Source organism: Methylocystis sp. L43 (genome assembly GCF_015709525.1).
Taxonomy (GTDB): Bacteria; Pseudomonadota; Alphaproteobacteria; order Rhizobiales; family Beijerinckiaceae; genus Methylocystis.
On sequence record NZ_JADNRA010000036.1, the window covers coordinates 1 to 18,415 of the forward strand.

The 18,415-nt window shown below is 64.4% G+C and carries 14 protein-coding genes; 10 read left to right on the forward strand and 4 right to left on the reverse strand.

What is annotated here, in order from left to right:
* The first annotated feature begins 8 nt into the window (after positions 1-8).
* The 5 genes from IYX23_RS18055 to modC all read left to right on the forward strand — a co-directional run bounded on the left by IYX23_RS18055 (position 9) and on the right by modC (position 5,146).
* Positions 9-1,535: an acyl-CoA carboxylase subunit beta gene (locus IYX23_RS18055; RefSeq protein WP_196398863.1), complete on the forward strand. Its 1,527-nt coding sequence runs from the start codon at positions 9-11 to the stop codon at positions 1,533-1,535.
* A gap of 561 nt (positions 1,536-2,096) precedes the next feature.
* Positions 2,097-2,417 (forward strand): thioredoxin, encoded by a 321-nt coding sequence (gene trxA, locus IYX23_RS18060; RefSeq protein WP_018408946.1) that lies wholly within the window; start codon positions 2,097-2,099, stop codon positions 2,415-2,417.
* Between the two features lie 81 nt (positions 2,418-2,498).
* Complete coding sequence (modA, locus tag IYX23_RS18065; RefSeq protein WP_196394345.1) at positions 2,499-3,281, forward strand: molybdate ABC transporter substrate-binding protein; 783 nt, start codon at positions 2,499-2,501, stop codon at positions 3,279-3,281.
* 103 nt (positions 3,282-3,384) lie between these two features.
* The gene (gene modB, locus IYX23_RS18070) at positions 3,385-4,059 is read left to right on the forward strand and encodes a molybdate ABC transporter permease subunit (protein ID WP_196394346.1); all 675 of its coding nucleotides are present in this window, start codon (positions 3,385-3,387) and stop codon (positions 4,057-4,059) included.
* The gene (gene modC, locus IYX23_RS18075; protein ID WP_246716940.1) at positions 4,052-5,146 is read left to right on the forward strand and encodes a molybdenum ABC transporter ATP-binding protein; all 1,095 of its coding nucleotides are present in this window, start codon (positions 4,052-4,054) and stop codon (positions 5,144-5,146) included. Before modB ends, modC begins: the two co-directional genes overlap by 8 nt.
* On the opposite strand, the gene IYX23_RS18080 is transcribed toward modC, so the two are convergent.
* Positions 5,141-6,427 (reverse strand): MgtC/SapB family protein, encoded by a 1,287-nt coding sequence (locus IYX23_RS18080; protein WP_196394348.1) that lies wholly within the window; start codon positions 6,425-6,427, stop codon positions 5,141-5,143. The genes modC and IYX23_RS18080 overlap by 6 nt on opposite strands.
* Entirely contained in the window at positions 6,415-6,756 is a 342-nt protein-coding gene (locus tag IYX23_RS18085) for an MmcQ/YjbR family DNA-binding protein (protein WP_348643690.1), read from the reverse strand. Before IYX23_RS18085 ends, IYX23_RS18080 begins: the two co-directional genes overlap by 13 nt.
* Before the next feature lie 102 nt (positions 6,757-6,858).
* Between IYX23_RS18085 and IYX23_RS18090 the strand changes: the two genes are divergently transcribed.
* Complete coding sequence (locus IYX23_RS18090) at positions 6,859-8,022, forward strand: pyridoxal phosphate-dependent aminotransferase (protein ID WP_196394349.1); 1,164 nt, start codon at positions 6,859-6,861, stop codon at positions 8,020-8,022.
* 110 nt (positions 8,023-8,132) lie between these two features.
* Here IYX23_RS18090 and IYX23_RS18095 read toward each other — a convergent pair whose 3' ends face one another.
* Positions 8,133-11,144 (reverse strand): ribonuclease E/G, encoded by a 3,012-nt coding sequence (locus IYX23_RS18095; protein ID WP_196394350.1) that lies wholly within the window; start codon positions 11,142-11,144, stop codon positions 8,133-8,135.
* Between the two features lie 696 nt (positions 11,145-11,840).
* Here IYX23_RS18095 and IYX23_RS18100 point away from each other — a divergent pair.
* The 4 genes from IYX23_RS18100 (at position 11,841) to IYX23_RS18115 (ending at position 17,583) form a co-directional block, all read left to right on the forward strand.
* A complete protein-coding gene (locus IYX23_RS18100; RefSeq protein ID WP_196394351.1) occupies positions 11,841-13,058 on the forward strand; it encodes an N-acetylmuramoyl-L-alanine amidase in 1,218 nt (405 codons plus the stop codon).
* A 377-nt stretch (positions 13,059-13,435) separates the two neighbouring features.
* Positions 13,436-15,841, forward strand: a complete 2,406-nt coding sequence (locus IYX23_RS18105) for a penicillin-binding protein 1A (protein ID WP_196394352.1) — start codon at positions 13,436-13,438, stop codon at positions 15,839-15,841.
* Between the two features lie 60 nt (positions 15,842-15,901).
* Positions 15,902-16,708: an enoyl-CoA hydratase gene (locus tag IYX23_RS18110; protein WP_196394353.1), complete on the forward strand. Its 807-nt coding sequence runs from the start codon at positions 15,902-15,904 to the stop codon at positions 16,706-16,708.
* Positions 16,709-17,142: 434 nt separating this feature from the next.
* Complete coding sequence (locus tag IYX23_RS18115) at positions 17,143-17,583, forward strand: DUF1036 domain-containing protein (protein ID WP_196394354.1); 441 nt, start codon at positions 17,143-17,145, stop codon at positions 17,581-17,583.
* 9 nt (positions 17,584-17,592) lie between these two features.
* Here the strand turns inward: IYX23_RS18115 and ccmB are convergent, their stop codons facing one another.
* Positions 17,593-18,264, reverse strand: coding sequence for a heme exporter protein CcmB (ccmB, locus tag IYX23_RS18120; protein WP_109026715.1), 672 nt, complete (start codon positions 18,262-18,264; stop codon positions 17,593-17,595).
* Positions 18,265-18,415 lie beyond the last annotated feature (151 nt).

Here is an 18,415-nt window from a genome sequence, read left to right on the forward strand (position 1 = left end):
TGAAACATATTCTCGACGGGCTTGAACGGCGGCGCGCGTCCGCCCGACTTGGCGGCGGCAAAAAGCGGATCGAAGCCCAGCACGCCCGCGGCAAGCTCACGGCGCGCGAGCGAATCGAACTGCTGCTCGATCACGGCTCGTTCGAAGAATTCGACATGTTCGTCGCCCACCGCTGCGCCGATTTCGGCATGGATCAGGGCGAAAAAATTTCAGGCGACGGCGTCGTCACCGGTTGGGGAACGGTCAACGGCCGCGCCGTCTTCGTCTTCGCCAAGGACTTCACCGTCTTCGGCGGTTCGCTCTCCGAGACTCACGCGCAAAAGATCACCAAGCTGCAGGACATGGCGCTGAAAAATCGCGCCCCGATCATCGGCCTCTTCGACGCCGGCGGCGCGCGCATCCAGGAAGGCGTCGCAGCGCTCGGCGGCTATGGCGAGGTCTTCCAGCGCAATGTGCTGGCCTCGGGCGTCATTCCGCAAATCTCGGTGATCATGGGCCCCTGCGCCGGCGGCGACGTTTACTCGCCGGCGATGACCGACTTCATCTTCATGGTGCGCGACACGAGCTATATGTTCGTGACCGGACCCGATGTCGTGAAGACGGTGACCAACGAGACCGTCACGGCGGAAGAACTCGGCGGCGCTTCGGTGCATACGACCAAAAGCTCGATCGCCGATCGCGCATATGACAACGACGTCGAAGCGCTCCTGCAGATGCGCCGGCTGATTGATTTCCTGCCTTCCTCCAACCAGGAGGAGGCGCCGGAATGGCCCGCTTTCGACGAGGTGGACCGGCTCGACGAATCGCTCGATACGATTGTTCCGGACAATCCGAACAAGCCGTACGACATCAAGGAGCTCATCCATAAGGTCGTCGACGAGGCCGACTTCTTCGAGATCCAAGATGCGCATGCCCGCAATATCGTGATCGGCTTTGGCCGCATCGAAGGGCGCACGGTCGGTTTCGTCGCCAATCAGCCGCTCGTGCTCGCCGGCGTGCTCGACATCGACGCCTCCAAGAAGGCGGCGCGTTTCGTGCGTTTTTGCGACTGCTTCAACATTCCAATCGTCACCTTTGTCGACGTGCCGGGATTTCTGCCCGGCACGGCGCAAGAATATGGCGGGCTGATCAAGCATGGCGCGAAGCTGCTGTTCGCTTACGCCGAAGCGACGGTGCCGAAAGTGACCCTCATCACGCGCAAAGCGTTCGGCGGCGCCTATGACGTCATGTCCTCGAAACATCTGCGCGGCGACGTCAACTACGCCTGGCCGTCGGCGCAGATCGCCGTCATGGGCGCAAAGGGCGCCGTCGAAATCATCTTCCGCGCCGATCTCGGCGATCCGGAGAAGATCGCTCAGCGCACCAAGGAGTATGAAGATCGCTTCTTGTCGCCATTTGTCGCCGCGGAGCGTGGTTATATCGACGAAGTGATCACGCCGCGTTCGACCCGCAAACGAATCGCTCGTGCGCTTGCGCTGCTTCGCCACAAGGAATTGGAGAATCCTTGGAAGAAGCACGACAACATTCCCTTGTAACGGCCCAATAGCGAGCGCGGCGCCGTCCCAAACGTGATGGCGTTGCGCCATTGAGGCTGGGCCCGCGTGATCCGCCTAATTCAGCGGCGCCCCGATCACAAAATTCGTCAGACTGCACATTTTTAAAGTGACAGTCCGCCCGTTTTGTCCTAGTGTTCGCTCGCCAGGTTGGTTGGGGTAAAAGCCTAAGCGTCGAATGCGTCGCAGGAATTAAGCCCAGCTACGGTCCAAGTCGGGGAGGACGCCGAACAGAACGCAGTTCGCCGAGGCTCGCAAGATGAGTCGGCGCGAACGGGGCTATCGGAGCGACTTAAGACTTCGGAGCTTGGCGTTTCAGTTTGGTTAAGGACGGGGTGCCAAAGAGCGGGGAGCGGCGGGACGCCATTCCCGCTCTTTGTGTTTTTATCGACGCGCGACACATTCGCTTGATGAATCGCTATCGTCGAAGAATGATTCCGATCGGTCTGAACTGGATCTGCTTGGGACGTCGCCTTGACGGGCGATGACGCGCTTCCTACGTTCCGCGCACGTCTAACGAAAAGCCCCAATGGAAGGCCGGCCATGACCACGCAGAAAATCACTGACGCCACTTTCGAACAGGAAGTGCTCAAATCCGCCGAGCCGGTTGTTGTCGATTTTTGGGCGGAATGGTGCGGTCCCTGCCGCATGATCGCCCCGGCGCTGGAGGAGATCGCCGCGGAGATGAAGGGCAAGATCAAAGTCGTCAAGCTCAACATCGACGAAAACCCTGCCGTGGCGAGCAAGCTCGGCATACGATCGATTCCGACGCTTATTCTGTTCAAGGACGGCAAGGCCGCAGCGCAAAAGGTCGGCGCCGCGCCCAAGGGCGAATTGTCGCGGTGGATCGCTGCAGCCGTGTGAACGATTCTTGCAATTGGGTCCAGCGGCCGGCGCATCGCAACAGGCATGCTTTCGAGCCATTAAACCTCGGGAGCTGCATAGATGCGCCGACTGCATGGGTTTCTCGCTTTCTGTTGCCTGATTGTTTTGACGCTCGCGCCGCTCGGCGCGGCGGCGGCCAGCGAAATCACCATCGCGGCGGCGTCCGATCTCAAATTCGCGCTGCAGGAAATCGTCTCCAACTTCCAGGCCGCCCATAAGAGCGACAAGGTCGACGTTGTTTACGGCTCTTCCGGCAAGCTGCAGACGCAGATCCGCGAGGGCGCGCCCTTCGACATTTTCTTTTCGGCCGACATCGCCTATGCGCGCGCGCTGCGCAAGGACGGCTACGCAGCGACCGAGCCTACGCCCTACGCGGTTGGCAGGATCGTTTTATGGAGCGCGACGCGGGACGCGGCAAAAATGCGCCTGGAGGATCTTGCGGATCCCAAGATCGGCAAGATCGCGATCGCCAATCCGGCGCATGCGCCTTACGGCAGATGCGCGGAACAAGTGCTGCGCGCCGCCGGCCTTTGGGACAAGGTGAAGGATAAGCTTGTCTTCGGCGAGAACATCTCGCAGGCGACGCAATACGCCGAGACAGGCGCCGCCGATGTCGCGCTGACCGCTCTTTCCATCGCTTTGAGCAAAGAGGTCGCGGACCGAGGCGGCTATTCTCTGATCCCTGAAACGCTGCATTCACGACTCGAACAGGCCTATGTCGTGACGCGCCAGGGCGCCGACAAAGCTCTGACGAAGACCTTTCTCGACTATCTCAAAACCGGACAGTCGCAGACGATCATGATCAAGTTTGGCTTCGCGCCCCCCGGCCAAGCCGCGCGGTAGGGCGTTTCGTCCGTGCACGAATCCGCTAAGATGTGGAACAGGCGGCGCTGACAGTCTTCCGCCTGTCCTAACTTTACCGCCGCCGCTCGCCGGCAGGTCTCACATGCCAACATCTGAAGATTTCGCGGCGATCTGGCTGACGCTCAAGCTCGCGACGATCGTCACCTTTCTGCTGCTCCTGATCGGCGGGCCATTGGCGTGGTGGCTGGCGCGCACGCACTCCTGGCTCAAGGGACCATTGGGGGCCGTCGTGGCGCTGCCGCTGGTTCTGCCGCCGACGGTGCTGGGCTTTTACCTGCTGCTGACCATGGGCCCGCATGGACCCCTGGGCAGGCTCACGGCGTTCCTCGGCGTCGCGCCCTTGCCGTTCACCTTCGCCGGCCTCGTCGTGGCGTCGCTTTTTTATTCGCTGCCCTTCGTGGTGCAGCCGATTCAGAACGCCTTCGAGGCGATGGGCGATCGTCCGCTGGAGGCCGCCGCCACCTTGCGCGCGAGCCCGCTGGACGCTTTCTTCACGGTGGCGCTGCCTCTGGCGAGGCCCGGTCTCGTCACCGCGGCCATCCTCGGCTTTGCACATACCGTCGGTGAATTCGGCGTCGTTCTGATGATCGGCGGCGCCATTCCGGACAAGACGCGGGTGGTGTCGGTTCTGATCTATGATCAGGTCGAATCGATGAACTATGAGCGCGCACATTGGCTCGCGGGGGGCATGCTGCTGTTCAGTTTCTGCGTTCTCCTCGCGCTCTATGGGCGCCGACGGAACGGCCGCTATGGCTGACGGCGCCATCGCCGCGCGTTTCCGCCTCGCCTATTCCGGCTTCACGCTCGACGTTGATCTGGAGCTGCCGGGACGCGGCGTCACGGCGCTTTTTGGCCCTTCCGGCTCAGGCAAGTCGACCGCCCTGCGCTGCATGGCGGGGCTGGCGCGCGCCCCCGACGGGCTTCTCAAGATCGGCAGCGACGTCTGGCAAGACGAGGCGCATGGCGTCTTCGTGCCGACGCATCGCCGCGCGCTTGGCATGGTGTTTCAAGATGCGAGCCTTTTTTCCCATCTGACCGTCAAAGGAAATCTCGACTATGGAATGACCCGCGCGCGCGTCACGGCGGCCGAGGCGGGCCGCGACGCGCTCTGCGAAATGCTCGACATCGCCGCTCTGGCGGCGCGCTGGCCGGATACGCTTTCCGGCGGCGAGCGACAGAGAGTGGCGATCGCCCGCGCCCTGCTGACGCGTCCACAACTGCTGCTCATGGATGAGCCGCTGGCGTCGCTCGACGTGGCGCGCCGTCTCGACGTGTTGCCCTATCTCGAACGGCTGCGCGACGAACTCGACATCCCGATCATCTACGTCAGCCATGCGCCCGAAGAAGTCACGCGCATCGCCGACGAGGCCGTCGTGCTCGATCGCGGTCGCGTCGTCGCGCGCGGCGCGCCGCTCGACGTGCTGCCAAGCGCAAGCCGTCTTGTCGAAGGCGGCCGATTCGGCGTGGTCAACGCGCTCAAGGCGCGCGTCGTCGCCGTCGACGACGCTTACGGCGTTACGCGGCTTGCCCATCCGGCAGGCGAGATCTTGATCGCGGCGCGTCTGACAACCCAGCGCGAGGCGCGCGTCGTCATGCGCGCGACAGACGTCGCCCTTGCGATGTCGGAACCCCGCGACACCAGCGTGCGCACGATTTTGCGCGGCCGCATCGAGAAGATCGATGCGACCGAGAGCGCCCTCGCCTTCGTCACGCTGACGCTCGTTGGCGGCGACCGCCTTGTCTCGGCGATCACGCGCCTCGCGCTCGACGAGTTGCGGCTGACCGTCGGCGCAGACGTATTCGTCCTGGTGAAGTCTGTCGCGCTCGATGAACGCGGTCTATAGGCCTGCGAATTCCGCGAGCCACAACGCCATGAGCGCCCCGGCGACGGCGAGAGCGGAAGCCGCGGCGAGTCTTTGGCCCATTCCGGCGCCGCCGATAACCCAGCCCATCGCCACTTTCGACGCCGTGTTCGACAGCAGCGCCAGCAGCACCGCCCCCGCCGCCGCCCTTATGCCGATCTCGCTTGCGCCGAGCCGCGCCATTGTCAGTCCGATCGCGTCAACGTCGACGATGCCGGAAATGGCCGCGAGCGCATAAGCGCCGCCGCTTCCGGCGAAATGCGTCGCGAGCCGCGAGAGGATCATCACGCTCGCAAGGAGCGCGCCGAATTTGAGCACCGCCATCAGATCCAGCGGATTGCCGACAGAAAAGCCGCTCGATTCTGCGGGCCGCTCGCTTCTCCGCAGGAGAAAGACTCCGGCGAGCGCGAAGAGCACGCCGGCCGCAACGACCGGCGGCGCCAAACGCCACGCCAGCGTCGGATTGATGACCGCGATGACGGCGATGATTCGCGGCGCCATCACCGCATTGGCGAAGATTGCGCCCGCCGCCGAAGCGCCAATCTGCGACGGATGTTCCCGCGCCAGCCGAGACATCGCCGCCGTCGCGGCGGTCGATGACGCCAACCCTCCCGCCATGCCGGCGACGGCGACGCCGCGGCCGTAGCCGATAATCTTTACGGCGACGTAGCCCGCGAAGGAAATCACGCCGATCAGCACGGTCATCAGCCACAATTCGAAAGGGTTCACCGCTTGCCACGGGTCGATGGCGCGATTCGGCAAAACCGGCAGCAAGATGAAGCTCATCGCCAGCAGCGCCAGCCCGGAGCGCAGCTCGTCCCAGGTGATGCGCTTGACGAAGCCGTGGAGAAACCCTTTGAGCGCCAGGATCGCGGTCGTCGCCACCGCAGCCGCGGCCGCCGCCTGTATGTCGCCGATCACGGCGAAGGCGCCGAGCGAAAAGGCAAGCGACGCCGCGACGACGGTCGTCGCGCCAAAGGTCTCATCATGGACATTTTCGCGGTAGCGATAGACCCCGACCAAAGCGCCGACGAAGGCGAAGGCGATCGCCAAAGCGACGACGCCGGAAGCGCCAAAAGGCTGAACGATTGCGCCCCACACGCCGCCAAGCAGTCCGGCAAGCCCATGCGTGCGCAGGCCGGCGGCGCGCTCGCCTTCCGACTCGTCGCGTGACGTCCAGCCTCGTTCCAAGCCAATGAGCAGCCCGATCGCCAGCGCGATCGACAGTCTCTGAATCAGCTCGATGGCGCTTAATTCGTACATTTCTTCTTCTTTGCCGTCTTTTTCTTTGTGGCGTGACGCCAAGCAGTTTCCAGCGCGTCGCGCAGCTCCGAGACGTCGATCGCCTCGAGCAGAATCGTCGTCCATCCCTGCCGTCCCCAGGCGTTGGGGACCGGCGCAAAGGCTTGCGGCGCCATCATGGATTTGAACGCCTGCTCTTCGGGCGCGAATTTCACGTTGGCCGTCAGTCCGTCGGCGGCGAGACTCGCGTAGATCCGCGCGACCTTAAAAGCAGTTTTGTCGAAATGCGGCGCTTCGCGCGTTCCCTCGAGCGACATTGCGATGCGCCGGAAATCACGGCTGGTGGCCACGACTACTCCATCAAGACCCGACGCGGTGTGCGCCGCTCAAGATCATATGGCGCGTGGCCGCCAGAGCGTGCGCCTGACCGAGATTAGCAATAGAAGGCTTGTATGAACTTACCCCTACCCCCATCCCGTCGCTCCCATATCGCGCCCTTCATGGCGATGGACGTGCTGCGCGACGCCAAAGCCTTGGAGCGCGCCGGCCGCAGCATCATCCATTTGGAGCTTGGCGAACCCGGGGTCGCCGCGCCGCGCCGCGTGCGCGAGGCCGCCGCCGAGTCGCTGCGCAACGGCTCGATCGGCTATGGCGAAGCGCTCGGCGACGCGCCATTGCGCCAGCGCATCGCGCGCCACTATCGTGAGCGCTATGGCGCCGAGGTCACGTCCGACCGCGTCATCGCCACGACAGGCTCATCCGGCGGCTTTCTACTCGCCTTTCTCGCCGCGTTCGATCCAGGAGCGAGAATCGCCGTCACCGCGCCTGGCTATCCGGCCTATGCGAACATCCTTTCGGCGCTCGGCTTGGAGCCGGTCCTGCTCGACGTCGGCGAAGAGACGCGCTTTGCGCCCACAGCGGCGATGCTCGAAGCGGCCCATCGCGACAGGAAGCTTCACGGCGCGCTCTTCATGAGTCCCGCCAATCCGACCGGCGCGATGATCGCGCGCGATGAATTGGCGCGGATCTGCGCCTTCTGCGACGAAGCCGAAATCGTTCTCGTCTCCGACGAGATCTATCACGGACTCGAATATGAGATGCGCGCGGAGACCGCGCTGCGGTTCTCGCAACGCGCTCTGGTCATCAATTCCTTCTCTAAATATTACGCGATGACCGGATGGCGGCTCGGCTGGCTGGTCGCGCCGCCCGAATTGATGCGTCCGCTCGAGCGGTTGCAGCAGTCGCTGGCGATCTGCGCCCCGACCCTGTCGCAGCGGGCGGCCCTCGCCGCTTTCGACGCGGGCGACGAATTGGAGGCGAACCGCGCCGCTTACGGCCGAAACCGGGCGCTTCTGCTCGACCGCCTTCCCAAATTGGGATTGGACAATTTCGCGCCGCCCGACGGCGCGTTTTACATCTACGCCGACATCTCGCGTTTCACCGACGATTCGATCGGGTTCTGTCGGCGGATGTTGCACGAAGCCGGCGTCGCGACGACGCCCGGCCTCGATTTTGATCCGCGCCGCGGCGCAAAAACGCTGCGGCTTTCTTACGCCGGGCCGGAGGCGGACATGCGCGAGGGCCTCGCCCGCCTAGAAGCCTGGCTGCGGCCCTAAGAGCAGGTTCCGAAAAAGTTGATAGACTTTTTCGATGAGAACCTGCTCCACGATTTTGATTTTGAGCGATTCCTTATCGATCACATGACTCCATGTGATCGGGAAACGCTCTAGCTTCCGAAAGGCGTGCGCACGCGCTGCCACCAGCCGCCCTTCTTCGGGCGGTCGGGGTCCGCTTGCGTAATGACCACTTCCGTGGGCTCGCGCGGGGCGACCGGCTGCGGGGCGGGCTCGGGCGTCGGCGCCGCCGCCTGAGGCGGAGCGATCGGGGAGACCGGCACGCTTGCGCGCTCTTGGAAGGGCGGCTGGGAGGGCGGCGCAATCTCGGCGCCGTTTACCGGCGTTGGCGCCGGCAAAGTCTCCAGATACTCCGGCGTCTGCGTCCCACGCGGAGAGATCAGCGCCTGGGCGTCTTCACCACCCCCCTCGAGCGCGAAAACTGCGGAAGGGTCCTTGAATTCCTCCGGCAAGGGCGCGGATCGCCGCCAACGGCCAGGACCGCGATCCGAACCACGATCTGGACTGCGGCCGCCGCCGCGTCGGCCGCCGCGTCGGTCAGGCCGCTCCTCGACAGGCGCCGGCGCGCCCTCAATCGCCGCCATGAGCGCAAGACCTTCATCGGACGGCTGCTCGGCGCCGGGCGGCAAGGGTTCGCCACCCTGTGCGCCGCCGCCACGGCCTCGGCGACGGCGGCGGCGACGACTACGCGACGCGTCTTCTTCCGCGCCGAAGCGCGATCGTTCGCCGTTCTCGTCACGCTGGTCCCCGTTCGACTCGACGGCTTCCTCTTCCACCTCGACGATTTCGCCGCCGATCACATCTTCCGGCGCCTCTTCCTCAAGAGGTTCGGCGCGCAGCGAGTCGACCCGCAGAGGCGCGTCGCGCTGCGAAACGCGCGGACCGGTCGCGAGTTCTCCACGCTCGAGCGCATGATAGGTCGCGCCCGTCAGCGTATCGTCGGCGGCCACCGTGATGTGGACGCCGAAACGGCGCTCCAGCTCCTGCAAATGGGCGCGCTTCTGGTTGAGAATGTAGAGCGCCACCACCGCGCGGGTGCGCAGCGTGACATCATGCGCGGCGCTCTTGACCAGCGCCTCTTCCAGCACGCGCAGCACGTGCAGCGCGACGGAGGCGGTGGAGCGCACATGACCGGCGCCGAGGCAGTGCGGACATGGCACTGTCGAGCCTTCAACGACGCCCGCGCGGATGCGCTGGCGCGACATTTCGAGCAAGCCGAAATGTGAGATGCGACCGACCTGAATGCGGGCACGGTCGTTTTTCAGCGCGTCCTTGAGGCGTCGCTCAACAGCCCGATTGTTGCGGCTCTCCTCCATGTCGATGAAGTCGACGACGATCAGCCCGGCGAGATCGCGCAGTCGCAACTGCCGCGCGACTTCGTCCGCGGCTTCGAGATTGGTGCGAAGCGCCGTGTCCTCGATATTGTGCTCGCGCGTCGAACGTCCCGAGTTCACGTCGATCGCGACCAGCGCCTCGGTCTGGTTGATGACCAGATAGCCGCCGGATTTCAGCGTGACATGGTTGGAGAACATCGCGTCGAGTTGGGCCTCGACGCCGCTTTCGGCGAAGATCGGAAAGGGCTCGCGATGCAGGCGCACGTTCTTCGCGTGGCTCGGCATCAGCATGCGCATGAAGTCTTTGGCCTCGCGATAGGCGTCTTCGCCGGAAACGACGACTTCCTCGACGTCGCGCCCATAAAGATCGCGAATCGCCCGCTTGATGAGCGAGCCTTCCTCATAGACGAGGGTCGGCGCCGCGGAGCGCAGGGTCAATTCGCGCACGCTCTCCCACAGCCGCAGCAGATACTCGAAATCGCGCTTGACCTCCTGCTTGGTCCGCGTCGCGCCGGCCGTTCGCAGGATGACGCCCATCCCTTCCGGCACTTCGAGATCATGCACGATCTCCTTCAACCGCTTGCGGTCCGCGCCGTCCGTGATCTTGCGCGAAATGCCACCGCCGCGCGCGGTGTTGGGCATGAGCACGGAATAACGGCCGGCGAGCGAAAGATAGGTCGTAAGCGCGGCGCCCTTGTTGCCGCGCTCTTCCTTGACGACCTGAACGAGCAGCACCTGCCGCCGCTTGATGACCTCTTGAATCTTGTACTGGCGGCGGGAGCGCGGCGCGCGATAGGGCGCTTCGTCCATCGCATCCCCGCCGATATGCTCGACGTGATCGTCCTCGTCGTCATGCTCTTCCTCGTCGTGCTCCTCCACCGGAGCCTCGACGCGGGCGCTGACCTCAGCCGTTTCCTCTTCAGAATCTTCGCGGGCGCGTTCGCGCGCCTCGTCGCGCTCGTCCTGTCGGCGCGCTTTCAATTCATGGTCAGGCTCCGGCGTCTGGAGGGCAAACTCCTCGGCCTCCCCGGTCTCGACCGAACCGAAACCGGCCGGATCGATGGAAATCCTCTCATGCTGCGCCGTAGCGATCGGCTGATCGCCCGCCTCGGCCTCAACGTCCGTGCTCTCCGACCGAAACTCGGCGGCTTCGGCGTTCCCGGCCTCGGGCTCCTCCTCCGCCCCGACGTCTTGACCCCTCGATTCGGTCTCGACGGCCGACGGCGGGGTTTCAAGATTCTCTTGCGACTCAGCTTGGAGCGCGAACTCCGGCGCGGCTTCAGACCCTTCCTGAGCCGATTCGGCGAAGCCTGTTTCGGCCTGATCCTCGATGACGAGAGGCGAAGCGCCCGCGTCCGCGAGGGGCTCGCTCGTCACCGCCTCGTCGGCGCTCGCACGCTTCTCGGCGCCCTCGTGCTGGCGGCGGCGCGAACGACGCCCGCGACCATGCGGAACGCGCTCTTCCTCGTCGGCCTGCTGATGGGCGCGGCTCTCTTCCTCGAGCAGCGCCTGACGGTCGGCGACGGGGATTTGATAGTAGTCAGGGTGAATTTCGGCGAAGGCCAGAAAGCCGTGACGATTTCCGCCATAGTCGACGAAGGCGGCCTGAAGGGACGGTTCAACCCGCGTGACCTTCGCGAGATAGATATTGCCGCGTAGGGGTTTTTTGTCAGCAGCCTCGAAATCGAATTCCTGAACGCGGCTTCCACGTAGAACGACTACGCGGGTCTCCTCCGGGTGGGAGGCGTCGATGAGCATCTTGTTAGCCATGGGGGACTCTTCTGCGGCGTCGCGCGCAATAACGCCGACGGGGCAAGCCTGAGTCCTCGAGGGGACTCGGCGACCGCTCTTTGGCGCATCCTGACGGCGCGAACGCTTCTTGTGAGGATAAGGGAGACAGGCCTGAGACCTGCGATACGCTTGCCGGCTTGCGAGCCGGCGGGACAAAGCGCATCGCGCCTCGTCCCCGTGAAATGACGAACGAGCCAAGAGGACATGTTTTTTGCGAGGCTGCGCCCTCCCGCGCGGACAAGCCACACGGAGGAAACGACTGCTCTCGCGCCTATCACGGTCCTGGCCATGAGATCGTCAAAAAACCTTTCGCACCGCCAAGTGGCGGCGACCAAACGTCACGACCTGCACGGGGCGGCGCAACGGAAAGCAACTGTCCGAAATTCTGTTGGCTCGACTTGACGGCCGCATTTTGCGGCAAATATCGCGCCGCAGAATTCCGCAGCTATCTCCTTACATATCGGTCGACGTAGGCTGGCGCAAGCGCCGGCTCGGCTATTCACCGAAAAATTCATGGGGAAAGGTCCCGCAACGGACGGCTTTCAGATAAGCTAACGATGCGTTAACGGCGCTCTTGCCAAAATGCCAATTGCCGGATCGAAACGCCGCGCGAATTTAGGGACGCAGGTGAGGAGGACAGCTTTGCGCGCAGGGGCGTCACGACCGTTGATCGCAATGGCGGCTGCGCTCCTCGCGGCTCTGGGCGCGCGGCCCGCCGCGGCCGATGAGCCGCAGAAGGAAATCTCTGCGCTGACCGCGCGAATCGAGGCGCTCCCCGATCGTTCCCGCCTCCTCTTCGATCTCACCGGCCTGCCGCCGGTGACCGCGCATCCCGTGGCGAACCCGCCGCGCATCATCGTCGATTTGCCGGAAGTGCTCTTCCGCATGGAGGCGAACGCCGGCCTGTCGCCCGGCGACAAGCTCATAAAATCCTATCGTTATGGCACCTTCGCGCCGGGGCGCTCGCGCGTCGTGATCGATCTCGCGGGGCCCGCCAAGATTCTCAAGGCGGACAGCGAGGTCGCCGTCGGCGGACCGCGGCTCGTCATCGAGCTCGCCCCGACCAGCGCCGGGCATTTCGCTTCGACGGTCGCCGAACAGGCGCGCCTGCAGCCGGCGGACCCGCCGAAACTGCCGGCGACGGCCGCCAAAGCGCCGACGGACAAGCCCGTGGTGGTCATCGATCCGGGCCATGGCGGGGTCGATATGGGCGCGACCTCCAAGCACGGCGAAATGGAAAAGGACGTCGTGCTAGAATTCGCCCGCGCGTTGCGGGACAAAATCCAGGAAACCGGGCGCGCGCGCGTGCTTTTGACCCGCGACCACGACATGTTCCTTCCACTCGCCGAGCGGGTGCGAATCGGTCGCGAAAACAATGCGTCGCTGTTTGTCTCCATTCACGCGGACACGCTCGCCGCCTCGCGCGTCGAGGGCGCGACCGTCTACACGGTCTCTGAGCGCGCCTCCGACGCCGAAGCGGCGCGGATGGCGGAGAAGGAGAACCTCGCGGATCAGGCCGCCGGACTCGAAAGCAAGGCGGACGCCGAAGAGGTCGGCGACATATTGTTCGAACTCACGCGGCGCGAGACCCGCGCCTACAGTCGGCAATTTTCGCATTCGCTGATCTCGTTTTGGAGGGAAGTCGGGGCGCTCAACAAAAACCCGAGCCGCTCGGCCGGTTTCGTTGTGCTCAAAGCCTTCGACGTTCCTTCCGTGCTGCTCGAACTCGGGTATCTCTCGAGCGACAAGGATCTGTCGCGGCTGACGTCGCAGGAGTGGCGCGAGCGCGCGGCGCAGAAGACCGCCGAAGCTGTTGACGCCTTTATCAGCGCGCGCAGCCAAGAAGCACGGGCCCCCGCCGGGGTCCCCTCGTCCGCGGCGCGCCCACAATAAAACACAAAATCGCGGCACATGGAGACAGTCGCGACGCACGATCGCCCGCGCGTCGCAGCCGCCGAAGTGCGAGAAACGCAGACGCGGCGTCACACACTGCGGATAAACGCTTCTCGCGTCGCGGCAATTTCGTGACCGGCGGCGTTCGCAGTCAAACGCGCCGCGAACCGGCGCCAGGGATTCGCCGAACGGTGGAACGATCCAAACGGGCGTTGTGAAAGAAAGCGACCCAAAAAGTGCGATCGCTCACTATATCTGAGCTGAACGAGTCGCTCTCGCGCGCCGGCTAGGCTCAGGCGCCCGCCGTCGCGACACGGACTTTGGCATTGAAACAATAGCCGACGCTCAGCCGCCGGCCGCTCTAAGGGTGATATTTCATGCGAATGCTCGCAAGGTTTTTGGGCTTCGTCTTCGCGACCGCGACGATCGTTTTCCTCATCGGGGCGATCGCCGGGTCCGGGCTGATCTATTATTTCTCCAAGGATCTGCCCGACACAGCCCAGTTGCGCGACTACGAGCCGCCAGTGACGACGCGGCTGCACGCCGGCGACGGCTCGATTCTCGCTGAATATTCGCATGAACGCCGCCTGTTCCTGCCGAGCTCCGCCATTCCGCAGCTGGTGAAGCAGGCGTTCATCTCCGCCGAAGACAAGAATTTCTATAACCACGTCGGCATCGACCCGGAAGGCGTGATGCGCGCCGTGACGGTGCTCGCCCAGGGCGGCCGCCATGTGCAAGGCGCCTCGACCATCACGCAGCAGGTCGCCAAGAACTTCCTCGTCGGCAATGAGCGCTCGATCGAACGCAAGATTCGCGAAGCGCTCGTCGCCTTCCGCATCGAAGCGGCCTATCCCAAGGACAAGATCCTCGAGCTTTATCTGAACGAGATCTATCTCGGCCTTGGAAACTACGGCGTCGCCGCCGCGGCGCTCAACTACTTCAACAAATCGGTCAATGAACTCACGCTCGCCGAGGCCGCCTATCTCGCCGCGCTTCCCAAGGCGCCGAGCAACTATCATCCGTTCCAGAACCGCGAGCGCGCGATCGAGCGCCGCAACTACGTCATCGATCGACTGATCGCCGATGGCTATGTGACCGCCGAAGAGGGCACGAAGGCGAAAGCCGAGCCGCTTGGCGTCAATCCGCGCGTTCTCTCGCCCAACACTTATGTCGCGGGCTATTTCGCCGAGGAAGTGCGCCGTCAGTTGCTGGAGCAACAAAGCGAGAAGAAGCTCTATGAAGGCGGGCTGTCGGTTCGCACGACGCTCGACCCCAAGATGCAGGCCCTCACGCGAAAGGCGTTGGCCGACGGCCTCGTTCGCTACGACGAGGCGCATGGCTTTCGCGGCGCGATGAACCACATCGACATCTCTTCCGACTGGGGCGTGACGCTCGCCGCCATTCCCGCGCTTGGCGACGTCAAGCCATGGCGCCTCGCCGTCGTGCTGGATGTGACCGGCGACGCCGCGCGCATCGGCCTTCAGCCGGGACGCGAGAAATTCGGCGAAGTGGCGCGCGAACGCGAGACCGGCCTTCTACCGGCCGAAGGCATGCGCTGGAGCGGCCGCACGCCGCGAACGGCCTTGACGACGGGCGACGTGATCTACGTCGAGCCGCTCGCGGGACGCGCCGGCCAATATCGTCTGCGCCAGATCCCCGACATCTCCGGCGCGATGGTTGCCATGGACCCGCATACAGGCCGCGTCTTCTCCATGGTCGGCGGCTTTTCCTTCGACCAGTCGTCTTTCAATCGCGCGACTCAGGCGTTGCGCCAGCCCGGCTCCTCGTTCAAGCCCTTCGTCTATGCGACGGCGCTCGACAATGGCTATACGCCGTCGTCGTCCATCCTCGACGAGCCGATTTCCATCCAGCAGGCGGACGGCACCTATTGGACGCCCGAGAATTTCGAAGGCGGCCACGGCACCGGCGCGCATCCGCTGCGCTACGGAATCGAGCATTCCAAGAACATGATGACGGTGCGTCTGGCGAAAGACGTCGGCATGCCGCTCATCGCCGAATACGCCAAGCGCTTCGGCGTCTATGACGAGATGACGCCCTATCTCTCCATGGCGCTCGGCGCCGGCGAAACGACGCTGCTCCGCATGGTCACCGGCTATTCGATGCTGGCGAATGGCGGCAAGCGCATCAAGCCCACGCTGATCGACCGCATTCAGGATCGCTGGGGCAAGACGGTCTACCGACATGACGAGCGTCAGTGCATCGGCTGCGATTCCGCCAAATGGGAGAATCAGCTCGAACCCAAGCTCATCGACAAGCGCGAACAGGTGCTCGATCCGTTGACCGCCTATCAGATCACTTCGATCATGGAAGGCGTGATCCAGCGCGGCACCGGCGTCTCGATCAGATCGGTCGGCAAGCACCTTGCCGGCAAGACCGGCACGACAAACGACGCAAAAGATCTTTGGTTCGTCGGCTTCTCGCCTGACCTCGCGGTCGGCGTCTTCATCGGCTACGATCGGCCGCGCTCGCTCGGCAGCCACGCCCAGGCCGCGCAGTTCGCCGCGCCGATCTTCCGCGACTTCATGACCGTGGCTCTGAAGGACAAGCCCGATACGCCGTTCCGCGTGCCGCCGGGGATCAAGCTCATTTCCATCGACGTGCACTCCGGGCTGCGCTCGTCTGGAGCAGGCACGATTCTCGAAGCGTTCAAGCCGGGAACGGCGCCGCCCGACTCCTATTCCGGCGGCGGCGGCCCGCGTGCGCTCGATACGCCGCACGACGTGGATCAGCAGGTCGGCAGCGGCACCGGCGGCCTCTACTAAATCGCGCACGGCGGCCGGAGAACTTTGGTTTTCGGCCGCCGGACTTATATGCTCGAAGCGATGACCCTGGACGCCGAAACCACCGTGCGTGTGACGCTGGAGACCGCGGCCGGCGTCGCGACCCTGACGCTGAACAGCCCCGCTTCGCGCAACGCCCTCTCTCTCGCGATGATCGACTCCCTCGCGCGCAGTCTCGACGCGCTTGCCGGCAGCGACGACGTTCGCGTCGTCGTGCTGCAGGCGGAAGGTCCCGCCTTCTGCGCCGGTCATGACCTCAAGGAGCTGACGGCGCATCGCAACGATCCCGACCGAGGCCGCGCCTTCTTCGATAGGACGATGCGCGCCTGCTCGGCCTTGATGCAGAAAATCGTGACGCTGCCTCAGCCGGTCGTCGCCGCTGTCGATGAGATGGCGACGGCCGCCGGCTGCCAGCTCGTCGCGAGTTGCGATCTCGCCGTTGCGGGCCCGCGGGCGCGCTTCTGCACGCCGGGGGTCGACATCGGTCTTTTCTGCTCGACGCCGGCCGTGGCGCTCTCCCGCAACGTGGCGCCAAAGCAGGCGATGGAGATGCTGCTAACGGGCGTTCCCATCAACGCCGAGGAGGCGCTGCGCATCGGCCTCGTCAACCGCATGTCAGCCGATGGCGCAAGGATCGGCGCGTTGGCGCTGGCGCGCCTCGTCGCGCAAAAATCCCCGCAGGCGATCCGCTTCGGCAAGAGGGCCTTCTACGCTCAGAGCGAGAAGACGCTTTCGGACGCCTATGAGCTGGCGAGCGCCGTGATGGTCGAGAATATGCTGGCGGAAGACGCCAAGGAAGGCGTGGCGGCCTTTCTGGAGAAGCGCTCCCCCACATGGGCCGAAAGTTGAACGACTCCCGCGATAACGCGCGGCTCATGGCGATTGACCAGCGACCGAGTTTGCAAAGCCGCAGGCTCGGAGAGAGTTGGGCGCGGCGACTTGCCATGCGCGCAGCTCTCGGCTGCGCTGCGACGCTGATCTTTCTTGCGCCTCTCTCAGCTAACCGGACGAGGCGCCGCACGCCATTTCGATCTTAAATGATGTTTGCCGCACGTAGCCTGTTTCGCACGGCGCGTCATTTTTGAAGGAAGAGAAAAATGTCCAGATTGCGCAATCGCGTCCTGCATCTGGCGCTGCTCCTCGCGCTCGCGATCGCCTTCACGCTCGCCGCCTTCCCGGCGCGCGCAGGCTGATCGAGCGCCGCCGCGAAATACGCGTCAGCTGCTTTGGCGGGCGTCGATGACTTATCGCGAGTTTTTAGAACTCATTTTTTGGAGAGTGAAATGAATGCTTTTCGTCTTTCGATCGCGCTCGCCGTCGCATCCTGCGCTTTTGCGCCGACCGCGAAGGCGGATTTGACCGTCTGCAACAGAACGCCCGATCAAGTCACCGTTGCGTCCGCTTGGGTGAGCCCGAGCGGCGGCTTCACGTCGGAGGGATGGTGGAAGCTTCGCGCCTGCGGCGGCTGCGAAAGAGTCGTTTTGCGCAGCGAGACGTCCGATCCGCATAATTACTTCTTTTACGCCCATGGCGCCGGCAGGGAATGGCGCGGCGACTCGGCTTTTTGCACGACCCCGGGCGCATTCAAGATCGGCAACGCCAAGCGCTGCGTGTTTGGACGACGCGGCCAGATGAAGAACTTCGTTCATGTCACGAGCGGCAGCGGCAACCATACGCACAGCCTCACCGGCCGCTCGAGCAGCGGGCGCGTGTGCATTGATTGACGCTGCGACCTATTCGCCGAGATAGCGCAGCGCCGCGGCGGCGGCGAAGGGGCAGAGCGCGAGAGCGGCGAGCGTGATCGCGCAGAGAATCGCGAAGGGCGCGTAGAAGGGCACGGCGCCGCCGCTCGCCGCCTCCGCGGCCGAGACGCCGAAGATCAGCACCGGGATCGTCAGCGGCAGAACGAGCAGCGCCATCAAGAGGCCGCCCCTTCGCACGGTCACCGTCGCCGCCGCGCCGATGGCGCCGATCAGCGTGAGCGCCGGCGTGCCGACAAGCAGCGTCGCGACGACGCCGAGAAGCGCCATGGCCTCCTGTTGCAGCATCAGCCCCAGAAACGGCGCGGCGATCACGAGCGGCAGGCCGGTCGCCGCCCAATGCGCCGCGCATTTGACGAGCACCGCCAATTCGAGCGGCGTCTCGGAAAGATGGAAAAGATCGAGAGAGCCATCCTCGGCGTCGGCCTGAAACAGGCGGTCGAGACAAAGCAGGGTCGCCAGCAGCGCCGCGATCCAGAGGATCGCCGGTCCGATGCGGGCGAGAAGATTGGGGTCGGGCCCGACGGCGAAGGGCACGATCGCGACGAGCGTCAGGAAGAAGACGACGCCCATCGCGCCCGAGCCGCCGATGCGGCGCGCCACGCGCCATTCGCGCAGGAAAAGCGCGGCGAGCGGAGAACTCAATCTAGACTCCAGGCTTTTATGGCGTTCGAGCCAATCCCCCAGCCCCTCTCCTCACCTCTCCCCGCTCTCGCGGGGAGAGGGGGCGGCAAGCGCGGCGCCGATGACCCCTCTCCCCGCTGGCGGGGAGAGGTAAGGTGAGGGGCGAGGGCAA